24 protein-coding genes are annotated in these 22,148 nt (G+C 49.1%); 9 read left to right on the plus strand and 15 right to left on the minus strand.

What is annotated here, in order from left to right; genetic code table 11:
• Positions 1–5 precede the first annotated feature (5 nt).
• The 9 genes from ABNN70_RS02490 to ABNN70_RS02530 all read right to left on the minus strand — a co-directional run bounded on the left by ABNN70_RS02490 (position 6) and on the right by ABNN70_RS02530 (position 6,586).
• Positions 6–818: a carbohydrate ABC transporter permease gene (locus ABNN70_RS02490; RefSeq protein ID WP_353948661.1), complete on the minus strand. Its 813-nt coding sequence runs from the start codon at positions 816–818 to the stop codon at positions 6–8.
• Entirely contained in the window at positions 815–1,738 is a 924-nt protein-coding gene (locus ABNN70_RS02495; RefSeq protein WP_353948662.1) for a sugar ABC transporter permease, read from the minus strand. Before ABNN70_RS02495 ends, ABNN70_RS02490 begins: the two co-directional genes overlap by 4 nt.
• The gene (gene ugpC, locus ABNN70_RS02500) at positions 1,735–2,853 is read right to left on the minus strand and encodes a sn-glycerol-3-phosphate ABC transporter ATP-binding protein UgpC (RefSeq protein ID WP_353948663.1); all 1,119 of its coding nucleotides are present in this window, start codon (positions 2,851–2,853) and stop codon (positions 1,735–1,737) included. Before ugpC ends, ABNN70_RS02495 begins: the two co-directional genes overlap by 4 nt.
• Before the next feature lie 239 nt (positions 2,854–3,092).
• Positions 3,093–3,965 (minus strand): glycerophosphodiester phosphodiesterase, encoded by an 873-nt coding sequence (locus ABNN70_RS02505; RefSeq protein ID WP_353948664.1) that lies wholly within the window; start codon positions 3,963–3,965, stop codon positions 3,093–3,095.
• 443 nt (positions 3,966–4,408) lie between these two features.
• A complete protein-coding gene (locus ABNN70_RS02510) occupies positions 4,409–4,564 on the minus strand; it encodes a DUF1540 domain-containing protein (protein WP_353948665.1) in 156 nt (51 codons plus the stop codon).
• A 72-nt stretch (positions 4,565–4,636) separates the two neighbouring features.
• Entirely contained in the window at positions 4,637–5,308 is a 672-nt protein-coding gene (locus ABNN70_RS02515) for a type 1 glutamine amidotransferase (RefSeq protein WP_353948666.1), read from the minus strand.
• Between the two features lie 176 nt (positions 5,309–5,484).
• Positions 5,485–5,655 (minus strand): hypothetical protein, encoded by a 171-nt coding sequence (locus ABNN70_RS02520; protein WP_353948667.1) that lies wholly within the window; start codon positions 5,653–5,655, stop codon positions 5,485–5,487.
• Between the two features lie 158 nt (positions 5,656–5,813).
• Positions 5,814–6,257: a hypothetical protein gene (locus ABNN70_RS02525; protein WP_353948668.1), complete on the minus strand. Its 444-nt coding sequence runs from the start codon at positions 6,255–6,257 to the stop codon at positions 5,814–5,816.
• A gap of 2 nt (positions 6,258–6,259) precedes the next feature.
• Positions 6,260–6,586, minus strand: coding sequence for a PadR family transcriptional regulator (locus tag ABNN70_RS02530; RefSeq protein ID WP_353948669.1), 327 nt, complete (start codon positions 6,584–6,586; stop codon positions 6,260–6,262).
• Between the two features lie 185 nt (positions 6,587–6,771).
• Between ABNN70_RS02530 and ABNN70_RS02535 the strand changes: the two genes are divergently transcribed.
• Complete coding sequence (locus tag ABNN70_RS02535; RefSeq protein WP_353948670.1) at positions 6,772–7,521, plus strand: NADPH-dependent oxidoreductase; 750 nt, start codon at positions 6,772–6,774, stop codon at positions 7,519–7,521.
• A 76-nt stretch (positions 7,522–7,597) separates the two neighbouring features.
• Here the strand turns inward: ABNN70_RS02535 and ABNN70_RS02540 are convergent, their stop codons facing one another.
• From ABNN70_RS02540 to ABNN70_RS02550, 3 genes are read right to left on the minus strand one after another with little or no spacing between them, the layout of a single operon-like run.
• A complete protein-coding gene (locus ABNN70_RS02540; protein ID WP_353949361.1) occupies positions 7,598–7,948 on the minus strand; it encodes a DUF3658 domain-containing protein in 351 nt (116 codons plus the stop codon).
• Positions 7,945–8,631 (minus strand): DUF1835 domain-containing protein, encoded by a 687-nt coding sequence (locus ABNN70_RS02545; protein WP_353948671.1) that lies wholly within the window; start codon positions 8,629–8,631, stop codon positions 7,945–7,947. Before ABNN70_RS02545 ends, ABNN70_RS02540 begins: the two co-directional genes overlap by 4 nt.
• Positions 8,632–8,685: 54 nt before the next feature.
• Positions 8,686–9,603, minus strand: coding sequence for a ketopantoate reductase family protein (locus tag ABNN70_RS02550; RefSeq protein WP_353948672.1), 918 nt, complete (start codon positions 9,601–9,603; stop codon positions 8,686–8,688).
• A 198-nt stretch (positions 9,604–9,801) separates the two neighbouring features.
• On the opposite strand from ABNN70_RS02550, the gene ABNN70_RS02555 reads away from it, so the two are divergent.
• Entirely contained in the window at positions 9,802–10,524 is a 723-nt protein-coding gene (locus tag ABNN70_RS02555) for an MBL fold metallo-hydrolase (protein WP_353948673.1), read from the plus strand.
• Positions 10,517–11,110: a WHG domain-containing protein gene (locus tag ABNN70_RS02560; RefSeq protein ID WP_353948674.1), complete on the plus strand. Its 594-nt coding sequence runs from the start codon at positions 10,517–10,519 to the stop codon at positions 11,108–11,110. Before ABNN70_RS02555 ends, ABNN70_RS02560 begins: the two co-directional genes overlap by 8 nt.
• Before the next feature lie 168 nt (positions 11,111–11,278).
• On the opposite strand, the gene ABNN70_RS02565 is transcribed toward ABNN70_RS02560, so the two are convergent.
• A complete protein-coding gene (locus ABNN70_RS02565) occupies positions 11,279–11,977 on the minus strand; it encodes a hypothetical protein (protein WP_353948675.1) in 699 nt (232 codons plus the stop codon).
• Positions 11,978–12,243: 266 nt separating this feature from the next.
• The gene (gene nagZ, locus ABNN70_RS02570) at positions 12,244–13,944 is read right to left on the minus strand and encodes a beta-N-acetylhexosaminidase (protein ID WP_353948676.1); all 1,701 of its coding nucleotides are present in this window, start codon (positions 13,942–13,944) and stop codon (positions 12,244–12,246) included.
• Between the two features lie 473 nt (positions 13,945–14,417).
• Here nagZ and ABNN70_RS02575 point away from each other — a divergent pair, with 473 nt between their 5' ends.
• The 6 genes from ABNN70_RS02575 to ABNN70_RS02600 all read left to right on the plus strand — a co-directional run bounded on the left by ABNN70_RS02575 (position 14,418) and on the right by ABNN70_RS02600 (position 20,598).
• Positions 14,418–15,629, plus strand: a complete 1,212-nt coding sequence (locus tag ABNN70_RS02575; RefSeq protein WP_353948677.1) for an MFS transporter — start codon at positions 14,418–14,420, stop codon at positions 15,627–15,629.
• A gap of 35 nt (positions 15,630–15,664) precedes the next feature.
• Positions 15,665–16,831 carry a chorismate synthase gene (aroC, locus tag ABNN70_RS02580; RefSeq protein WP_353948678.1) on the plus strand — a complete coding sequence of 389 codons (1,167 nt, stop codon included), beginning with the start codon at positions 15,665–15,667 and terminating at the stop codon, positions 16,829–16,831.
• Between the two features lie 15 nt (positions 16,832–16,846).
• The gene (locus ABNN70_RS02585; protein ID WP_353948679.1) at positions 16,847–17,383 is read left to right on the plus strand and encodes a hypothetical protein; all 537 of its coding nucleotides are present in this window, start codon (positions 16,847–16,849) and stop codon (positions 17,381–17,383) included.
• 289 nt (positions 17,384–17,672) lie between these two features.
• Positions 17,673–18,983 (plus strand): 3-phosphoshikimate 1-carboxyvinyltransferase, encoded by a 1,311-nt coding sequence (gene aroA, locus ABNN70_RS02590; RefSeq protein ID WP_353948680.1) that lies wholly within the window; start codon positions 17,673–17,675, stop codon positions 18,981–18,983.
• The gene (locus ABNN70_RS02595) at positions 18,980–20,095 is read left to right on the plus strand and encodes a prephenate dehydrogenase (protein WP_353948681.1); all 1,116 of its coding nucleotides are present in this window, start codon (positions 18,980–18,982) and stop codon (positions 20,093–20,095) included. Before aroA ends, ABNN70_RS02595 begins: the two co-directional genes overlap by 4 nt.
• Before the next feature lie 5 nt (positions 20,096–20,100).
• Positions 20,101–20,598, plus strand: a complete 498-nt coding sequence (locus tag ABNN70_RS02600) for a shikimate kinase (protein ID WP_353949362.1) — start codon at positions 20,101–20,103, stop codon at positions 20,596–20,598.
• 84 nt (positions 20,599–20,682) lie between these two features.
• Here ABNN70_RS02600 and ABNN70_RS02605 read toward each other — a convergent pair whose 3' ends face one another.
• Complete coding sequence (locus ABNN70_RS02605) at positions 20,683–22,044, minus strand: aspartate kinase (RefSeq protein ID WP_353948682.1); 1,362 nt, start codon at positions 22,042–22,044, stop codon at positions 20,683–20,685.
• Between the last annotated feature and the right edge of the window lie 104 nt (positions 22,045–22,148).

Below are 22,148 nucleotides of genomic sequence, written 5' to 3' on the forward strand. Positions count from 1 at the left end.
TTTCGTTATTTAATTGCGCCCTGTGTTAATCCTTTTCTCAGTTGCTTCTGGCCAAAAAACAGCAATAAGAGAGTTGGAATAATCACAACGATGACAGCAGCCATAACTACGCCCCAGTCAGTAGACAACTCCTGGGCCTGCATTTGTTTTAACCCGATCTGGACGGTTCTGACGGATTCATCGTTTGTTACCAGTAAAGGCCACAGATACATATTCCACGTTGTCAGAAAGCTGTAAATACCAAATGTAAATAATGTCGTCCGTGAGATCGGCAGAACAATATTCCAAAAAAACCGAAACCGGCTTATTCCGGCAACTCTTGTTGCTTCATAAAGCTCATAAGGTATGGTTTTAAACTGCTGACGCAGCAAAAAAGTTCCAAAAGCTGAGGCCATAAAAGGAACAGTTAATGCCGTAAATGAATTGATCCATCCCAGCTGCTGGACGGTCAGAAAATTTGGGATAACTGTTGATTCACCGGGAATCATCATCGTTGAGATAAAAAGGAAAAAGAGCAGTTCCCGTCCTTTGAATCTGATGAAAACGAAAGCGAACGCTGCCAGACTGGCCAGTGCCAATTCTCCAGCCATGACCATTAAGGACACCAGAAAAGTGTTCCCGATATATAGAAACAGTGGCGTTCTTTCAAACGCTGCGCTGTAGTTTTCCAGTGAAAAAGAAGAAGGAATGATTTTCCCCTGAAGAACCTCTCCCCCCTGCATAAAGCTGATGAGAAAGGCATACAGAATGGGAAAGATCATCAAAAAGCCACTAACGGTAAGTAAAATGTAGAGTCCCGTTTTTTTTGCTTTACTCATTGATAATGCACCTTCTTCTCACCAATCCTGAACTGGATCACCGTAACAATGAGAACCAGGAAAAAAAGGATAACAGCCTGCGCACTGGCCGGTCCAAACTTATAGTTAATGAATGCATCCTTGTACAGAGAGTACACGATAACATTTGTTGATTCGAGGGGTCCTCCTGCAGTCAAAATATCGATCTGTCCGAATGTCTGAAAAGCATTGATCAGCTGAACGGTTGACACGAAAAACAGAGTAGGTGACAGCATGGGCAAGGTGATCTTCCGCAGTGAATACCAGTAGCTGACGCCGGCAATCCGGGCACTCTCGTAAAGTTTGTCGTCAATGTTCTGTAACCCGCCAAGAAGGATTAAAAACGAAAAACCGGTATGCATCCAGATGGTTACTATAGCGACTGCATATATGGCAATATTGGGTTCAAGAAGCCACTGAACATCTTCAAGCCCAAATAGATTAAGCAGTCGGTTGAATAAACCCATGGATGGGTTATACATAAACATCCATATAATGGCGGAAGCTCCCACACTCATGCCCATGGTCGAAGAAAAAATGGTCCTGAAAAATCCGATCCCCTTTAATTTCTCATTTGCCAGTAAAGCGAGAAAAAGTGCAAGAATCACACTGGTCGGAACAGTCAGCAGAACAAAATATCCGGTTACCTTCATACTGTTCCAGAATCGCTCTGATCCAAATAATGCTGTGTAATTGGCAAATCCGGAAAATGTGAGCGGGTTACCCTGCGAATCCGTGTTGAACAGGCTCATGTATAAGGCGCGAATCATCGGATAAAAGGTAAAAACTGCGAGCAGAAGAATGGAAGGCAGAAGATAAAGCAAGCCTTCTGCTAATTGCCATTTACTTCCGACCACTTTCACATGCTTTGTCTGGATGGGGACTCTCGGCATGGCGCTCATTGTAACGCCGCCTTTACATCATGCTGTTCCATCTGATCTTCCTGGTGATAAATGAGCTGACCTGTTTCACGGTCAAACAAAAACAGATCTTTTTCATCCAGATAAACAGGGATATGTTCCCCGACACGTACCGACCATTGTCCGCTCCATTTAGCTGTCCATTGTGTATCTTTGATATTGAACGTGATCAGCGTGTCGGTTCCCAGCACTTCAACATTGATCACTTCAACAACAAAAGTTACCCTGTTCTCTTGTGCAAGATGTATTTTTTCTGCACGAATCCCAATCGTAATCTGGTGATTGTTCAGCTGTTTTCTGATTACATCACTGACCGTCATTTTCCGATGTGCATCAAATATAACTGAATTTCCGCTGATTTCAATATCCAGCAGATTCATTGGAGGCGTTCCGATGAATGAAGCAACAAACCTGTTGCCCGGTCGATTATAAACATCCAGCGGTTTTCCGATCTGCTGTACATGCCCTTCATTAAGAATCATCATACGATCGGCCATGGTCATCGCTTCTGTCTGATCATGCGTGACATAGATTAAAGTCATGTTTAACTTTCTCTGGATCTGACGGATTTCGGAACGCATCTTTGCCCGAAGTTTAGCATCTAAATTCGATAACGGTTCATCCATGAGACATATTGGTGAGTGGGTGACAATCGATCTGGCTAAAGCAACGCGTTGTCTCTGACCACCGGATAGTTGACGTGGTTTACGTTTAAGTAATTGATCCAGTCCAAGCATATCAGCGGCTTCCTGACAACGTTTATTCTGTTCCGCTTTTGAAATTTTTTTAGTGTACAAACCAAAAGTGATGTTCTGCTCAACGTTCAGATGCGGGTACAGGGCATAGTTCTGAAATACCATGGAAAGATGACGTTTACTTGGAGGCAGGTGATTCGCAGGCTGCCCCCCTATCAGAATGTCACCTGAAGTGATGTTTTCCAAACCGGCAATCATTCGGAGCATTGTACTTTTCCCGCACCCTGACGGTCCGACCAAAACAAAAAATTCACCATTTTCGACGTCGACATCAATATGGTGAATGACATTGGTTTTTCCGTCATACGATTTACTGACATTTACCAGCTGTACCTGCTTCATGCTTCGTCCCCTTTCATCAAGATGGTTGCTGACACCCCGGTCAGTTTTTTATGACTCATACAGATAACAGAAACAGATTTTCGTTCAATGAACTTTCATCTGCGCATCTTCTGTTCGATTCCCATTCTACTCATCTCGTATGAATTGTCTGTAAATCTAATTTTGATTATTATAAAAATACAGTTAAGATGTGTTTACATTTCGTTTCATAAATTATGAGTAAAAAAAAAGCAGGGCCATTATGGGCTCTGTGTTATGTCATCGGCCTTATCCGGATAATTTGTAAACATACCATCGACACCAAACCCTGTCAGTCTTTTCATATCTGAAACTGAATTGACTGTCCACGGGTGCACTTGCAGTTGCTCCTCATGAGCTTTACGGACAAAACTTTCTGTCACTCCCTGATAATCCGGACCAACGGCATCTGCATATCGGGAAATAGCCGGAAGATCCATTTTTTCCGGATAACCCAGCTGAACTAAAAAGAGTTGCGGATATCGGTCATTAAGACGTTTCAGACTGTCGGCACTGAAGGATTCAATAATCACTTTTCTGTTCTCCGCACCCGAATGGATTAAATGATTTTTTTTCAGAACTTTGAGCAGCTCATCTTCCATTCCCGGATATTCGGCTGGTTTCTTCGTTTCAATATAATAGTTTGCCTGTTTTCCGAAGGTTTGAATCACTTCCTGTAAAGTGGGTATGGATAAATCATGATTCCCCGAATCCGCTTCACCTGGAAACTTTTGATTAAACCATGATCCGGCATCCAGTGACTTAATTTGATCGAGAGTCAGTTCCTTTACAGAACCGGTTCCATTTGTCGTCCGATCCACTTTATCATCGTGCATGGCGATAAGCTGCCTGTCCTTTGTCATCTGCAGATCAATTTCTATGTAATCTGTATCCATCTTTTCAGCCATGCGATAAGCCGGAATGGTGTGCTCTGGTGCATAGCCTGAAGCTCCGCGGTGTGCAATGACAATCGGCGGGGTTGAACGGGTATCATGACCTGCCTGACCTGCCACAGCCGCATGCTCATTTGAGCATCCTGAGATAAAATACAGGGCGGCAAAAGCGGCAAACAGAAACAAAAGTTTTTTACCCATAAGAAACGTCATCACTCCAAATCTTTAGTAAGTCTGCTCATTCAGGTCACACCAGGATGAGGCTATTGTTATATCCCGATTAACACGCACCACTTTCATTGACTTGACGAAGCCAAGTCTCTGACGCCGGCTGGCCTTTTTCGTAAACGCCGGGTTCCTGATCATCACCGTCAATCAATGCCCGCTGAGCATCAATATCAGGCAAAGCCTGCTACATGGGCAGCCCTCCCTGTTTTTTTTTATTTTAACATGTTTATCGAAGGAAACGTCACTGCGGCACAAGAAAAAGCGGAGGGAACGGGCCTCCGCTTTCTCACGTACCTAATACAAATTTGCCTATTGCTGTTCTTTATCCAGCATAAACGGCAGTACCCTCTCAGGGTGATGAGGGTAAGCGAACTTCACCAGGTGGGGGATGCCCCCCCGCTGCGTGAAGTTTCACTTTATTTTTCAGGCTCAAAAGTTTTGCAATCTGTCTCTTCGGTTCGTTTCGCCTGTCTGCCTTTATGACTGACCACGTAAATGGCGTCTGCTGAACATTTATTTTCTGTCTCCCAATAGGAGCAGTTATTCACTTCACAGAGTACATCTTTAGCCAAAGCTTTCACCCCCTCGGCCTGTAGTATCTGCCTGTCCGGGGAAATCAATGCTTCAGCGGTGTTCCTGTAGCGTCAGCTGACGTGACTCACTAAGTCATCAAGAAAATGAAATAAGACCACTCGATTTTCTTCAGGAACGGGAAAGTTTTCAATCTCTTCAGCGCTTTGCACATAGCGGGATGAATCGATATAATCCCCGTCATGGGTAAGCAGGAGACGGACACTCTCCGGTGTGGTTTCCAGATGAAACTGCAGGCCGATCACACGCTGCCGAAAGACAAAGCCCTGATTCCTGCAGGCCGCGCTGCTGAACAGCCGTTCAGCCTGATCAGGTATGGCGAACTGCTCCCCGTGCCAGTGGAATGCAGTCAGGTGATCCGGAATAAAAGACCCGGTGCCAGACGTCGCCTGTACCGGATGCCATCCGACTTCTTTCGGTCCCGGAGTCACCGCTGCCCCTAATGCCTTCGCAATCTGCTGCGCACCGAGACATACGCCGAAAACCGGAGTGCCCCGGGAAATCACGCTGCGGATCAGCCGGCGCTCTTCCTCAAGCCAGCTTTCTTTATCGTTAGCGCTCATCGGCCCGCCAAGGAGAATCAGAAACTGAATGCCCTCCGGCCGGGGAACAGGGTCCCGCCCGTAAAGTTTATGAATACGTAATTCATGTCCCCTGTCACTTGCCCACTCACTGATTGCCGCCGGTTTCTCAAAGGAAATATGCTGCAGAACATCAATTTTCACTACCTGTCACCTCTGAACCAGATTTTACGCTTACACCCTATTTCGTGCCATCATATCCGTCATAAAAATACAGCATATAGAGATATGATAACATCATTCACATCCGAAAAAAATTCTTGCCTACCTGCTGTCATCCATCCTGACTGAAACGGGTGACGAGACTGAAGAGATGGTCTTCAGATCTGACTCTGTTTTGCCTGTGCTTTCTTCCTCTCGCTGCGCATCACGATATAGAGATAAATGCCAATGCCGGAAAAAGTGATGAGCAGACTCAGCACGCTTTTTGTTGCTGCATCCATATCCGTTTGATTGAGAAGGAGTTCCGGAACGATGAGAAAGGCCGGCATGAGAACAGAGACCCATGTTTTCGCCCAGATAGCGACACTGATCAGGAATAAGCAGGCCAGAGTGACAGAAGTGATCTGCCCCGCTGTACCCAGATGTATGACAGGAGAATCAACAGCCCGATCAAGATAGGTCAGCCCGACAAAGAGAACGATCGGGGTCAGGCTGCAGCCGTAAAAAAAAGGTGTTCCCTGATCTTTGACATCTGACGACTGGCAACATACTTAAACAGAAGAATGATCAGAATAAGTCCAAGAAGGGTGATCAGGAGATTTCCTGTTATTTCAAGTAACGACCAGGAAAATATGCCATCCGCTGCCTTATTGAGTATATCGAAGCAAATCACTCCCAGCAGAATCATCGGTCCGTAGACCAGCAGATTTCGGGGATCAAAGGACATCTCTCCGGCTAACTGATCCATATAGGCTTTGGGGGTCCTCCCGATAATCATCTCCACACTTTTTCCATCTTTTTCCGCTTCAGACAAATGATCTTCCAGTTCACCGACAATATCTTCAATTTCCGTCTCTTTTTTCCCGCTCGATAATAAATAAAGTCGCAGATTCTTCAGAAATTCACGGCTTTCTTCAGACAGTTCCTCCATTTTCATTTTTCCTCCTCCAGCACATGATTCACGCTACTGGATATCTGACGCCAGCTTTTTTTGAACACATCCAGTTCCTTCTTCCCTGTATCGGTTAAGGTGTAATATTTCCGCTGTGGTCCTCCCGAGGGCAGTCTTTTCGAGTGGGTTTTAACCAGACCCTCTCTACGCATGCGGATCAATAAAGGGTAAATGCTTCCCTCACGGACCATGGTGAACCCGTAATCACTCAGCTTTTCCATCATTTCATAGCCATAAATCTCACCTTTCGCTATTATGGCCAGCAGGCATCCTTCTAAAATTCCTTTAAGCATCTGGCTCGACGACACAACGCTCACCTCATGAGGGAAAACTGACTTGTATTGCAATATAGATGGGTAAATAAAAAATGCTTGTCCAACATCCTTGTTATACAAGATAGCATAGCTTCGGATTCTTTTCAAGCACTCTCATCCCCCCTGCACGTGCTATAATTAAATTAACTACTTACTTTATATAAGGAGCCTGGCCTGAAATGAATGACACAATCCATAACCTTTTAAACCACCGCAGCATACGCAGTTTTACCGGTCAGAAGATCCCGTCTGACTATATCGATCTGATGGTTCGCGCCGCACAGCATGCCTCAACAAGTAACTTTTTTCAGCAATACTCGATCATACGCGTCACTGATCCGGCTAAGAAAAGGGCCCTTGCCCGGATCGGCAACCAGCACTACATAGCCGAAGCCGATGGACTGTTCGTTTTCATCATTGATATGCACCGCAACGCGGTTATTGCTGAAGCAAAGGGACAGAAAACAGATGTACTCGGCTCAACCGATTTTTTCTTCCGCGCCTTCAGTGATACAGTTGTCGCCGCGCAGAACCTCGTCACCGCGGCTGAAAGTCTGGGACTCGGCGCCGTATACCTGGGCAGTATTCTGAATGACCCCCGGTCCGTCATTGATTTATTGAAACTGCCGAAGCTGACGTTCCCCGCATTTGGTGTCGCGACCGGCTATCCGAATCAATCACCGCAGCTCAAACCACGCCTGCCTGAGGAAGCTGTTTATTTTGAAAATGAATACCATTCGATGACGAAACCTCTCGACGCGTTAAAGGACTACGACCATGAAGTCAACCAGTACTACGACCTGCGTGATGCGAACCGCCGTGTGGATACGTTCACCAATCAGATCGCAAAGGCGGTCTCCGGAACCCAGTCAGAAAGCAAAAAGAACATGTTAGAAACCCTGAAAGCACAGGGGCTGATCCGGTACTGACGGGATAACCCGCCCGCCTGTCAACTGCCTGATCTTTGCCGGACCTGCACGTACGTTGAGGCGTGAGGTCCGGCACTTAGTTTTTGTGTACCGTTAATCGGGCGTGCAAGATCTGACCGGGAGGCGCTCCTGTCGTCAATTTTCCTGCTTCAATCAGTTTTCTAATGCGCCAGAATATAAATACATCGCTGACCCACTGCTTCTCCTGCAACTCGCCAATGGCTTCACCAATCAGACGCATGCAGAGAAAGCCGTTTCGGTGTTCCGGCTGTCTGGAAAGCCGGCGTGCCAGTCGCAGGATCTCCGCATCAAAATAGTCCGGTGCGGCGGGCTGCACCCGCCCGTCCACCCAGATCCTCAGTTCGGAGGGTGCGCGGGACAGACGCAGCCATTCGTTTTCCAGCCGGTTCCGCTCATTAACGGTCAGTGGCGGATCTTGTACCTTTTTTTATACAGCATCGCCAGGGTTTCCGGAGCCAGCTGGCCGCTGTACGCGGTGATTGTTCCTTCACCGAACATCTCAAGCCTCTTTTTTTCAAAGTCAGAAGGATTGATGGCTTGAATCGGATTTGTCCGGCTGCACAGCAGACAGACAACGAGACAAAGTCCGCACTGCTCCCAGGCATTGTCCGATGCCCAAATGGTGACCGGCACCTGTTCAGGAATGGCTCTGATCGCATTCAGCTGATCGATCAGTGCTGCGTTACTGTCCTCATCAAAAAAATAGCCGTTAAAATTTTCCTTCATCCATGTCGTCCGCCGGTGCAAACCGTGCGCGTCGTTCAATCGGATTAACGGTCCGACTGAGAGGTCTGTGGATACGGTAACCACTTGCCTGCGCCAGGCCTTCATACTGCTCAGCCCGAATTTCAGACTCCCGGCCGCCGAATCGCCGAAGACAATATGCCAGTGATTCAAAGCAGCCTCCGTCAGCGGCTGTTCCGGCTGCAGACAGATCAGATCTTCATACATTCGGCGCATCCGTCTGGCCAGCCGCTGCTCATCCGGAACCTGTTCGGCAACTGCCGCCTCCTGAAACAGGTGCAGCAGCATCCACTTGCTCTCACGTTCATTCAGCCGGCTAATTGCTTCTGCCAGTTTCTCATACACGAAAAAATTGCCTCCCTTTGGTAAAAAAATATGACGCGGCCAGGATCCGCTGATTTATGAATAACTTTCTTCAATCTCACGCAGACGCGTGTAAAGAAAATCGTTTACCGGTGTCGGGATCCCATGCCTCCTGCCGAGTCTGCGAATCGTTCCCGCAAACAGATCAACTTCGGTCGGGCGATGCTGCAGCGTATCCTGACGCATAGACGGCATCCCCTCCGGATTCAGCGTATCATTAATTTTCAGCCAACCATCAATTTCCTCCTCACGCAATGGCACCCCTTCTGCCTGAGCTACGCGGATCACTTCTTTCATGGCCGCAATCACCGTCTCGCGGGGTCTGCCCGGAACCTGAATGCCGCCATAATTGGTTTTGAAAACTGCGGTTGACTGGTTCACTCCCGTATTCACCATCAGCTTGCTCCACATTTTGTGCAGGATATGCTTCGGAATTTCACAGGGAATTTCCGCTTTCTCAAACAGGCGCTGAAGTGCAGCCGTCTTTTCCGTACGCGTATCGTCCTTCTCACCGAAACTGACAAAACCGATTTTTGTCCAGGTCAGTTTATTACCGATTTTCGATGCATCCATGCCGGCAACAATACAGTAGAGCAGCCGGTTAAAACCAAATGCTTCACCGATCATCTGCTCACTGCTGATTCCGTTCAAAAATGAGATCAGGATCGTACGCGGCCCGACCTGATTTCTTGCAGACTCGATAGCCTGCTTTAACCCGGTATATTTGACCGTGAAAATCAGCAGATCAGCCGGTTCCACCTGCTCGCCTGCATCCACATAGTGAAAATCACAGGCCTCGCCGTTGCAGTACACACCCTCCCTTTTGTAGCGTTCAATGCGGCGGGTATCGGCAACAATCCGTACAGCATCTCTTCCCAGGTGGTCCACGAAACGCTTCCCATACATTATCCCGAGTGCCCCCAGCCCGATGATGGCAACTGTCTTGATCTCCATACGCTTCCCTCAATTCGTTTCAATTTTCTGTAAGATGAACTTTTCTTTAGTATAACGGTTCTCTTTCCCTTCTGGAAGACGTACGGTTCCGAAACCGGGAACAGCGGGGCCTCACTTTGTATCTTTTTTTTCAAAACGTGTGACAAAACTAATATCATTAGCTATAATACTAATAGTATTAGTTTAGGGGGTTCATACATGCGCCTGTTAACATTTGATCTCTTTCACCAGCTCACCTTTTTCCCATCCTGGTTTCCCGTGAACAGTTATCTGGTTGAAGATGAAGAAGCACTGACTTTGATTGACTGCGCCCTTCCTTTTAGTTCCCGGGGTATCGTTCAGGCTGCAGAGCAACTCGGTAAACCCATTACACGCATTGTCCTGACCCATCCGCACAGTGATCACGTCGGTGCACTTGATGTCGTAAAACAGAAATTCAGGGATGCTGCCGTGATTGTATCCAGACGCGACGCCCGGCTCCTGGCGGGCAAAACAGATCTGGATCCGGATGAACCGCAGATGCCGATTCGCGGCGGGATCCCAAAGGGTGTGAAGACGATACCGGATCAACTCGTACAGGACGGGGATACGATCGGATCTCTGCAGGTCGTTTCATGTCCCGGTCATACTCCCGGTCACATGGCTCTTTTCGATAAACGAAGCGGCGCTCTGTTTGCCGGTGATGCTTTTCAAACCCGTGCAGGTATCGCGGTAAGCGGCCAGATCCGACCGCTTTTTCCTTTTCCGGCACTTGCTACCTGGAACAAAAAAGCCGCCTGCGTCAGTGCCAGAAAACTGAGTCAGTTAAAGCCGCGGTATTTAGCTGTCGGCCACGGGAATGTCCTTGAATATCCTGAACAGGCAATGGCCCGTGCCCTGACTCAGGCAGAACAGAAGCTGGGGATGATGGACCATGCATAAAGGATTAACCCTGCAGCAAATCATTGAGCAGGCAGCAAGGCAGGTTGAGGAAGATGGGCTGCACAACCTGACACTCACGGCTCTCGCTGACCAGCTCCATATTAAGACCCCGTCTCTTTACAATCATATAAAAAACATGAGCGATCTGAAGAACCGGCTGGCAAGCTTCAGTCTCGCTCAATTTTCCGAGGCTCTGATCCGGTCTGCAATGGGCAAAGCACGGGACGACGCACTCTTTGCGATCTCAGATGCTTATCTCACTTTTATTAAAACCCATCCGAATCTTTATTGGGCAATCATTGAGGCCCCTGACCCATCTGATGCCGATTTTAAAAAACATTCAGACCGTCTGCTGGCCTTTTTGTTTCACATTCTGGAAGGTTACGCTTTGAGTGAGGAAGATCGTGTTCATGCGGTTCGGGGACTGCGCAGCATCATTCATGGATTCACCAGCCTGCAGCTTCACCATGGATTCAATATGCATTATGATCAGGAAAAATCATTAAAGTGGATTCTGTCTGCCTTTCTCCGCGGATTGAAAGAAAAGAATGAATCATGTGACGGAGCCGGTCAATCGGCCGAATAGTGAACATTGAAAACTTAATCGCCGGCAGCAAAACATCATCTATCATCCAGATCATGCGCTTTGGCGTTTGCAGCATTTGTTTCACAATAACGTCTGCGCGGGCATATGAAACCAATCTACCCGCTGTCAGGCGAATAACCGCTTTTTTAGAAACCGGATGATGCCTTCTCAGTTCCGTATATGTGACGCATCAGTGGACAGATGCTGGTGTTTCAGGGAAGGGAAAATTGTTCTGTCAAAAAGGCCAACCAGTGCGCCCTGAAACAGCAGGGCGAAAACGGTACCGATATTGATGGCGTAAATCTTTCCGGTTATGGCCCAGCTGAGGAGAATGATAAGTACCGGCGGCATAAACGTCACAAGCTGGGCTATAGCGGCGCTGCCTTTAAAGTACTTAAATCGAATAATCTGCATCAGATCATCACAGGGATGCAGCACCAGATTAACCCGCTGGTAAATGGAGATGCCTGCTGCGATGAGGCAGATCCCTGCCAGATCCAGGACAATGCGAAGCAGCAGGGGCAGGTGCATGATCCCCAGATTCACTAGAACATAGCTGAATGCATCCACCAGGAAACTGAACGGAAACATGAAAATGATGTTGCCAATGATCCGGTGCCAGTCTATTTTTCCAACGATCAGGGTATTGATAACGACGACGGCGGCACCGGTTAAAAAGAGGATGATATCCAGGTGAATGCCTGTCCACTGGGTGATGTTGACCGAGGAAGCTGTCCATAAAGCACTTCCAAGATTCAGGGCGACCGTCAGGGCATTTCCAAGGGCATTAAAAAAGATGGAAATGGAAAAGTAGGTCAGACTTTGATTCATTTTCAGTGGACCGGGTTGACTCTGATGCGTTTGCAACACAATACCTTCTTTAAACAGTTTTTCGTTAAATTCACAGGTCACTCTATACCTTTACCCACTTGAACGGGCAGTAAGACTCCCACCTCAAAGTCATGAGGGTAAACGAACTGACCCCGGGTGGGGGACTACTGCCCGCAGCCGCTCGATGGGTTCAACGAACAATCAGTGATGATGACGCAGACTAAAAAAGAGGAGGTCCTGTCGGAACGCCTGCACGGGCACGTCCTGTGCGCCTGAGAACCCCCACTGATTGACGTTTCACTTTAATGCTTGAGGTTTCGATTAAAATCGCGAATTTCCCGGTTCAGTTCATCAAGCGGTACGTTCCCTGTCATTTCGTCAGTCAGCTGATACTTTTTCTTTAATTTAATGATCCGTGTAACGCTGGCGTTGAGTCGTTCTTCAGAAATTTCTCCATTCTGCACAGCTGCTTTTATCGCAGATATCGCTTCTCTCGCCTGTGTATAATCATGACCGACAAGAACAAGATCGGCTCCTGCTTTCACAGACTGGACCGCCGCCGGCCCGAGTGAATACTGATTCGTTATGGCTTTCATTGTCATATCATCAGTCACAATCACGCCATTAAAGTGAAGCTGATTTCTGAGAAGATCTGTCATCACCCGATCGGACATAGAAGCAGGATAGGTTTTATCCAGTTTCGGAAGCAGGATGTGTGCCACCATGACGACGTCCGCCCCATCTTTTATCGCCTGTTCAAAAGGAATCAGTTCCAGCTGTTTCAGTTCGGACATATTTTTATTTACGACAGGCAGGGCAAGGTGTGAATCAACAGAGGTATCCCCATGACCCGGGAAATGCTTGATCACCGGAATCACTTTCTGATCCATCAGACCTTTCACCGCCTGAGTACCGAATGCCGCAGCCGTCTGCGGGTCACTACTGAACGAGCGATCTCCAATGACTGGATTGTCAGGATTGCTGTTGACATCGACAACCGGGGCAAAATCAAGATTGAATCCAAAAGATTTATCCGCCAGTCCAATGATGGAGGCATTCTGCCGGGCAAGCTGCGGCTGTCCGGTTGCCCCGATTCTCAGAGCCGCTAATGTATTTTCCAGACCGGGCAGTCTCTCCACCCGACCGCCTTCCTGATCCAGACTGAGCAGCAAAGGAAGACGATTCCCCTCATTTTCCTTTTTGATCTGATTTAATAGTTTGACGCTCTGGTCCGGATTGACCAGGTTGGGCGCGTAAAAAATGAATCCGCCAATTTTATTTTGCCTGATCAGGCCACGGGTCTTGGCGTCGAGTGAAGTTCCCGAAACGCCGGCGATAATCATCTGTCCGATTTTCTCATCCAGACTCATTTTTGAAAGGATCGCTTCAGGACGCTCCGGATCAATGAGACGGTTCGGATCCGTATATACGGAAAGATAGTCGATATGCGGGTCAGACTGCCTGTCCGTCGGGCGCGGTGCCACCCACTTCAAATCAACACGCCCCTGAAGATGGTAGATCAGAATGACCTGATCGGCTCCCTCATGCTTAAAAAATTTCACCTCATCCGGATGACCCTTGCTTTTTTTTATCTGACTGATTCGCAGCGAACGAACCTGTGGATCATACGACCGGATATCATAAACACTCTGATTCTGATGCACGATCACACCGTTTCGGTCCGGATAGTCCTCATATTGTCCATGATCTGTTTTCGTTGATGAATCCGGACTGCCCCAGGCCCCTCTGACGTCCTCGATGCCTGTTTTCCCTGCCGTAAAAGGGATATGGAGCGTCTGTCCTTTATCCGCCAGAGTAAAAATCCGGTCAATCAGTTGATCTGAACCTTGTTTCTTACTACTGGACGCTTTACCTGGTGAAGCCGCTGCGTTATGCTGCGTTTCTTTCGACGGGTTTCCGTTAATCAGGAAAAACAGGGACAGGCCTAAAAGAAACAGTGCCAGGAACACACCGGAAATGATCTTCATTAATCTGTGATTCAACAATACTAACCCCTCTGTTTCAGGCAACATGACACCAGATCTTGAGCTCATGATGCATTTTTTTCTATCTGTCTGGTCAGGTCCGGTCAATAGTTACAGACTTTAGTATACCTTTTAGAGTATAAAATTTAAATAAGAGATTGACAAATGCCGTCTGAAGTGATTAAATGAAATCTAATCCAATCGAAGGGATCCATGATGATGACGAAACGGTGGTTTAAGGGCCAGATCGGCTATTATAGCTTCTATTACTTTAGATAGCGTTCGTGTCCACTTCGGATACGGACGGGTAAAAACGTTTGTATCTGAAGCTGGAAGCTATAATGGTGAACCAGCAGGATACGTAAAATCCGATCTGACTGGCCGCCATCATCATCTGTAATCTCTCTTTCTTTCGTGAATCGCAATCACCGGCCAGTCGGATCTGTTGATCTGACTGGCTATTTTATTTTTCAGAAGGAGTGCAGCCGCACGTGTCACGATCTAATAAAATCAGGCTCAGTTTCACGCTCTACCTTAATTACTTTGTTCATGGAATCGGGCTGCTCATTCTCACACAGAATATGAAAGCCCTGAGCGGCGAATGGGGCACACCGCTCGCCACCGTGTCGTATGTCATTTCCGGAGTCGGTATCGGTCGGCTTCTGGCCTATTATCTTCTCGGCAGTCTGTCAGACCGTTATGGAAGAAAAAATTTTGTATACTTTGGCATGCTGAGCTACTTTATCTTCTTCATCGGTATGATCGTCACGACGGATTTCAGGGTAGCCTACCTGCTAGCCATTCTTGCCGGTGTCGCCAATTCCGCTCTTGATTCAGGTACCTACCCGACATTTCTGGAAATGGACAACCGGAATGGCGCAGCAAATATTCTGATTAAGGCAGCCATGTCTGTCGGAGAATTTGTTCTTCCTATATTTATCGGACTGAATGAAAACCTGGGCGGCTGGTACGGACTGAGTTTTATCTTTGCAGGTACTATTCTGGTGATCAATTTTCTTCTGATCATGCGGACGCCTTTTCCCAGACAGTCAAGACCGGATAAATCAGCCAATCATCACCTGATTGCCGGGCAGAATCTGTCCGGATGTAAAATTGGATTAATGATTATCCTTTCTATTTATGGATACACCTCTATGGCCGCCATGATCCTGTTCACTCAGTGGATTACGATTTATGGAACAGACATCCTGCATATGAGCAACATGAGCGCCCATTTTATGCTCTCCCTGTACAGCGTGGGTTCAATCACCGGGGTTCTGCTGATTTTCACTATAATGAAGAAGAGGCTGATTCAGGATATGAACCTGATCGTCGGATTGAACGGTCTGTCCCTTCTGACCCTGTTCATTGTCTGTTTTTCAACACAGCCGCTGCTGGTCAGCATCGGTTCGTTTATTTTCGGTGTGACCGCTGCCGGCGGTGTCATGCAGATCGGACTGAATATCTTTATTTCCCTGTTTCCGCAGGCTAAAGGGCGCGTTACCGGGATTTATTTTTCCTTTGGCAGTCTCGCCTCGTTCACCGTTCCGATTTTCACCGGCATGCTGTCAAACATCAGTACCGCCGCGGCTCTGCGGGCGGACCTCCTTATAGCCCTTGTATCCTTTACGATTTGGATTATCGGACAAAGATTACTTTCAGCTGCCGGCGAAAAGGCAAAAACACAATCGAGTCATGCTTGATTTCTACTTATTAAATTCAGGAAGGGAAGGTTATCATGATCTATTTCACTGCAGGAGAATCACACGGGCCGGAACTGACCGGCGTGATTGAAGGTTTCCCTGCCGGCCTTCATGTGTCTGTCGGGCAGATCAATCGTAAATTACGGGACAGGCAGACCGGTTATGGCCGCGGCTACCGGCAGAAAATTGAAAAGGACGAAGTCAGGATCACATCAGGCATGCGGCATGGCGTGACCCTCGGTTCCCCGATTACGCTGAAAATTGCCAATATCGACCACAAACACTGGGGCGAAGTCATGAAACCGGTCGGACAGCCTGATCCAGAGGTTGCGATGCGGGAAGTGAAGAACCCCAGGCCCGGTCATGCCGATCTGGTCGGCGGGATGAAATACGGACACCGCGATCTGCGAAATGTACTCGAGCGGTCCTCAGCCAGAGAAACGGCGATGCGGGTGGCCATCGGTGCGCTCTGTATCCAGCTGCTGCATCAGCTGGGTATTGAAATTGCCGGCTACGTGCGGCAGGTGGGACCGATTGAAGCGGATACCGGTCACCTTTTGTCCCCTGAACAGATTGAAGAAGAAATCAGCAAGAACGATCTGAGGATTGTTGATCAGGAAAAAGTCGCTCCCATCCACAACCTGATCGACAAGACAAAAAAAGAAGGAGATACACTTGGCGGCATCATCCGGGTCGTCGCACAACATGTCCCTGCCGGACTCGGCAGCTATACCAGCTGGAATGAGAAACTGGATGCGAAAATTGCAGCGGCAGTGGTGGGGATCAACGCCATGAAAGGGGTCTCATTCGGAGCCGGTTTTGATGCAGGATCCAGGCCGGGCAGTCAGGTCATGGACCCGATCTACTGGAATGAAGACCGGGGCTGGTACAGAAAGAGCAATCACCTCGGCGGATTTGAAGGGGGCATGACAAACGGTATGCCGCTGATCGTTAACGCCGTGATGAAGCCGATCCCGACACTGTACAAACCGCTGCACAGTGTGTCGATCGATACGAAAGAGGAACATAAAGCGAGCATCGAACGCTCTGACGTCACGGCGATTGTCCCGGCCTCCCTTGTCATCGAATCTGTTGTCGCCATCGAACTGTGCAGAGCCATTCTGGATACCTTTGATTCAAGCAGCCTGGCGCGACTGAAGCGCCAGTATCATGATTACTGTGATGAACTGAAAAACTATTAAGGGGGACCTTCTCTCTTGATTATTCATACTCTGGGGCCTGAGGAAACAGACAGCAGCAGCGCCGCCTATCATTATCTGAAAAAAAGGCAGACTGCCGGACAGATTGTCCTGCATGACTGTTTCGAAGACATTACGCATCATCTGACCGATTACCGCAGCGATTTTCTGATCATGCCCGCCGCCTACAAATCCTTTCGTGATCATATCGACTGGGCGGACTTTCATTACAGCCATCTGAGGGGGCTGAGGCTTGTGGCCTGTTTCCGTCATCCGCTGAATCCGCTTGTCCTGGTCCGTCGGAATGGGGCTTCAAACGGGATCGCCTGCACGCATCCGGCAACGACAACTCTGCTCAGGCACTATCTCGGCGACACTGCGTCAGACTGTGAGATCCGGTATGCAGACAGCAAGTACCTGGCTTATCAGATGTACCGCAGAGAAAAAGCCCGCTATGTGATCACCAGCCTCCGGATTGTCCGGCTGGATCCGGATGAAAGCATTGAACAGACCTGGACGCCGGATATGGTCTGGTGTGTCTATGAAATCCTTTAAGGACAGACGCGCGGACCGGGTGTGCGGGTGCCGCCGGAGCCCGGGTTTTTCTGAACCTTTATTTCGCAAAAATGAAAACTTTCTTTACGTGCAGGCTCTGTGAAACGGATCTGTTGTTTTTCGCGCCGGGTGCCGCTTTCCGCGTTCGCCCCGTGCGTTTCGCAGCGGGTTTCCCGCCGGGCGCGCTGATTCCGCAGGAGTCTCGTGTCCCTCACTTAACCAGTAAAAGGGTAATATCAACAGGCCATGTTCACCTGGCCTGAATTATAGAAATCGGAGGTGACCAGTTTTGAAAATATTACGAACAAACATCCGAAAGGGTCTGCATGGCGAACTCCGTGTACCCGGTGATAAAAGTATCTCTCACCGCAGCATCATATTCGGCGCCATCAGCAGCGGGGAAACGGAAGTCACCCACTTTCTGCCTTCTGACGACTGCCTGTCCACGATTCGTGCTTTTCAGGCGATAGGCGTCCCTGTTGAACACACCCATGACCGGGTGCTCATCCACGGCGTCACCCTAAGCGGGCTCCAGGCGCCCCGGCGTCCACTTAATATGGGTAATTCCGGGACGACCACCCGGCTGCTGCTCGGATTGTTAAGCGGGCAGCCTTTTTCTGCACAGTTAACCGGCGATCAGTCACTCAGCAGGCGGCCCATGCGGCGGGTCACCGATCCCCTGTCGGAGGCGGGCGCCCGGTTTGATCTGACAGAGGGCGGGACATTACCCATTACAGTACATGGAAACCCGAATCTCCGCCCGATCCGCTACCCTCTCCCGGTTGCCAGTGCTCAGGTCAAAAGTGCACTGATCCTGGCCGCACTCCAGGCCGATGGAAAATCGACGATCATAGAAAAGCAGCAGACCCGGGATCATACCGAACGGATGCTGAAAGCCTTCGGGGGTGACATAGAGCAGAGCGGCCTGACGATTACCGTAACCGGAAAACCCCATCTTACCGGGCGGAAACTGGCCGTCCCCGGCGATATCTCATCGGCAGCCTTTTTCATCGCTGCCGCCCTTCTGGTTCCCGGCAGCCTGATCACATTAAAACAGGTCGGCATCAACCCGACACGCAGCGGTTTTCTCGATGTCCTGAAACGTATGGGGGCCGATATTCAGGTAAAGCATCCCGTGCATCAGGCCGAGGCGTTCGCTGACCTTACGGCGCGCTGCTCAGAACTGAGGGCGATCCGGCTGTCACGCCCGGATATCCCCGCCGTCATCGACGAATTACCGCTGATTGCCCTCCTCGCCACTCAGGCTCAGGGGGTGACCGAAATAACGGGAGCTGAGGAACTCCGGGTGAAGGAAACCGACCGGATCACCGTGGTTACCGAGGAGCTGAATCAACTCGGTGCACGAATCACTGAATTACCTGACGGCATGCTGATCCACGGACCGACTCCGCTGCATCTTCCGGAAGATCAGAAGGTCGATTCGCATGGTGATCACCGGATCGGGATGATGCTTGCCGTGGCCGCTTTAACCCTTAAAGGGGAACTGAAACTGCTGAATGATTCGGCCATTTCTATTTCTTATCCCGGCTTTTTCTCCGATCTGGATCAGCTCATAGCGAAAGGTTCTGTCCGCCTGTGAATACCATTGTTATCGACGGCCTGGGGCTGATTGGCGGATCTATCGCACTTGCCATCCGGAAAAAGTGGCCGGAAAAACGGATTCTTGCAGTGGACGTGAATGCCGGCTCACTGGCTCTGGCAGAAGAAAGGGGCATTATTCATGAGGGTTTTGATCGTCTCGAAGATGCCGCACCGCTGGCCGATGTGATCATTCTTGCAACACCTGTCGCAACCATTATCCGCCATCTGATCCGGCTTTCCAGTCTGGAACTGAAGCCTGGCGTGCTCGTCACCGATGTCGGCAGTACCAAGAAAAAGATCATAGAACAGGCAAGTCATCTGATGAAAAAAGGGATCCTGTTCATCGGCGGACACCCGATGGCCGGATCCCATAAGACAACCCTGCACGCCGCGCGGGCAGATCTGTTTCAAAGCGCCTATTACTTTCTGATTTCGGATACCTTTGTGGATGAGCGTTACTACCTGGCCGTGAAGGATCTGAAGGATTTACTTTCCGGACTTGACGTCAAATGGCAGACAGTCACCGGCGAGCTGCATGATCAAATGATGGGGCAGATCAGTCACCTGCCGCATATCATTGCCTCCGGTCTGGTAAATATGTCTCAGGATCAGTTCAGCCACTCACCGCTTTCCCTGCGTGTCGCGGCCGGCGGATTCCGCAGCATGACCCGCATCGCTTCATCCGATCCCGATATGTGGACAGACATTCTTTTGAGCAACCGTGAAGTACTGTCGGGACTCCTTGATCAATTCATCAGCCGGATGAAGTGGGTTAAGCGGGCTGTTACTGATGCTGATCATGATGTGATTCGCAATTATTTTAATCAGGCCAAGCTGACCCGGGACAATCTCCAAGCCCACACTGGAAAAGCAGCCCCGAACTTTTACGATCTGTTGATCAATATCCCTGATCAGGTGGGTGCCATCGCTAAAGTCACGCGGATTCTGGCAGAGGCCCAGATTAATCTGGTTAATCTGCATATTCTGGAAATCAGAGAAGAAATTGACGGAATTCTGCAATTAACCTTTGCCAGCCGGAAAGATCTGGAACAGGCCGCAAGCGAACTGTCCCGGCACGGACTGAAACAAGTAGAAGGTGATGTCAGTTGACCCGTATGGTGCTTATTGGATTTATGGGGAGCGGCAAGACCACGGTCGGACAATTGCTTGCCGCAGCCCTGAACTGTCCGCATATTGATCTGGACCAGTCGATTGTTGCGTCAACCGGCAAGTCAATCAGCCGGATTTTTGCCGAACAGGGGGAAGCCTGTTTTCGCCGACTGGAGTCGGACAGGCTGGCGGCCGCTCTGACTCAGGAAGGCATTCTGTCAACCGGTGGCGGCACCCCGGTGAGCTTATTCAACCGGCAACGCCTGATCCGATCTGACGCGCTGGTCATCTTTTTAAAAACTTCGCCGGAGGGCATCCTGAAGCGTCTTCAGGGGGACACCGACCGCCCGCTGCTCAAAAACATGAACAGGACCCGGTTCATCACTCTTTTTCAGGAGCGGGAAAGCTACTATCACGAGATCGCAGACATCGAAATCGTCACAGATGACAAAACGCCGGAGAAGATCGCCAGAGAGATCATCGAGAAGGCGGCATCTCTATGAAAACAGGATCACAGAAAAGCCGGTTCCTGGCCAATCAGGCACAGGAACCGGCTTTCTCATACTTTGGCCTTCTTCCCGGAGACTTCAGGCCATCACCTTCTGAAAAAATTCATCATACAGCGCCTGGACGGCTTTTTTCTCAACCGCCTGTTTGACGCCAAACATCATGCTGACTTCCGACGAACCCTGGTTGATCATTTCGATATTGACGTGCGCCTCAGCGAGGGCCCGCGAGGCTCTGGCCGCCGTACCGATTGCCCGGCGCATCCCTTCTCCTACAATCATGATCAGAGCCAGATTATGCTCCACCTTAACTTGATCGACATGCAGATCATCCATAATCCTTTCGACAATCTTCCGTTCAATTTCGCTGTTCATCTGATTCTGTCTCAGAATAATGGTGATATCATCAATGCCCGATGGAATGTGTTCGAAAGAGATGCCGAAATGTTCGAGGATGATCAGGATTTTGCGAACAAAACCGATTTCCTTATTCATCAGATATTTGCTGACATAAATGCTGCAAAATCCTTCGTCACTCGCAATTCCGGCTACCGGGCCATGTTTGTGTTCCCTCTTATTTACAATCCGGGTGCCCGGTGCATCGGGATTATTCGTATTCTTCACGTTCACAGGTATCCCGGCACGAAACGCCGGAATCAGCGCTTCATCGTGAAAGACAGAGAAACCGCCATAAGACAGTTCTCTCATTTCACGATATGTAATTTCACGTATTTCTTTTGGATGGCGGACAAAATGCGGATTGACGGCACAAACCGCATCCACATCGGTAAAATTTTCATAGATCTCCGCTTGCACACCATTGGCCAGAATGGACCCTGTAATATCTGAACCACTGCGGGAGAAGGTGACGACATCGCCCGATTCGCTGTAACCGAAAAAGCCCGGAAAGACGATAATCCCCGGTTTTTCCTTAAGCGCACTCAGCCGTTTATAGGATTCAGGCAGAACACGCGCGTTCCCCGGATCATCACTGACGAGGAGCCCTGCTTCTTTCGGTGACATATACTGTGCATCCAGACCTTTGTAACGGAAGAAGGCAGCAACCAGTTTGGCGTTATTATCTTCGCCGCTCGCCTTCATGGCTTCCATAAAGGCCTCCGGACGGCTTTTATCATGATGAAGCCGCGTCAAGAGGTCATCTTCAATCTTGCGGATGATATCACCCGGAAGATGAAGCTCATCCGCTATACTTTGATAGCGTGCGACAATCGCCTGCAAAAGAGCCTCCGTCTCTCCCCCTTCCAGCGCCGACTTTGCACATCTGATTAATAAATCTGTGACCTTCATATCATCCGCAAAGCGTTTCCCGGGAGCCGAGACCACAACGATTCTCCGTTCAGGATCGGAGACAACAATATGATAAACTTTTTCAACCTGGGCGCCAGTTGCGAGCGAACTGCCGCCAAACTTGACTACCTTCATGCTTCGTTATTCCCACCTGTTCTGTCGCTTGCATTATTTATATTTTCAGACAACCATCCGTTCCATCTGTCAGACAGATCCATAAGGATTGGTTTCTCTAGTGT

The organism is Sporolactobacillus sp. Y61, from assembly GCF_040529185.1.
GTDB lineage: Bacteria > Bacillota > Bacilli > Bacillales > Sporolactobacillaceae > Sporolactobacillus.